Source organism: Mesorhizobium sp. P3_A9 (assembly GCF_056402975.1).
In genome coordinates this window covers 1-536 of sequence record NZ_JBFUGJ010000832.1, presented here as the reverse complement: position 1 = coordinate 536, position 536 = coordinate 1, and the positions used below count along the sequence as shown (strand labels likewise).

The 536-nt window shown below is 61.2% G+C and carries 1 protein-coding gene and 1 pseudogene; both read left to right on the top strand.

The genetic code is table 11. The features are described 5' to 3' along the window. A partial coding sequence (locus AC1DX0_RS36990; protein ID WP_477359649.1) for an SPOR domain-containing protein occupies nt 1–150 on the top strand: 150 nt, incomplete at its 5' end. Nucleotides 151–285: 135 nt separating this feature from the next. Continuing rightward, a pseudogene (locus AC1DX0_RS36985) lies at nt 286–536 on the top strand (beta-hexosaminidase); the annotation flags it as partial.

The following is a 536-nucleotide window of genomic DNA, read 5'->3' as shown; positions in this document are numbered from 1 at the left end:
GCCGGCCGCACCGCCAACATCGTCAAGGCCGAGATCGCCGGCAAAGGCACCTTCTACCGCGTCCGCGTTCCGGCGCAGTCGCGCAACGATGCGATCAATCTGTGCACCAGCTATAAGGCAGCCGGCGGCAACTGCTTCGTCTCGCGCTAAAGTCTGGTTCAACCAATCAAAACCGGCGCGGTCCCAGACCGCGCCGGTTTTTTTATGTGGAATGGGGTTCGGCCTTAAAAGGCTTGCGGCTCGGCACGATTCCCTTTGGCGCCGTGAAGCTCTAAACTCCTGCCCATGACCGAATCAAAATCCATGATCCTCGGCTGTGCCGGGAAATCGCTCACTCGCGACGAAATCCGTTTCTATCGCAACGAATGCCCGTGGGGCTTCATCCTGTTTGCGCGCAACATCGGCGAGACCGAGCAGATCCGCGATTTGGTGGCTTCGATGCGCGACTGCATCGGGCGCCCGGATGCGCTGGTGTTCATCGACCAGGAAGGTGGCCGCGTGCAGCGGCTGCGGCCGCCATTGGCGCCGAACTATCC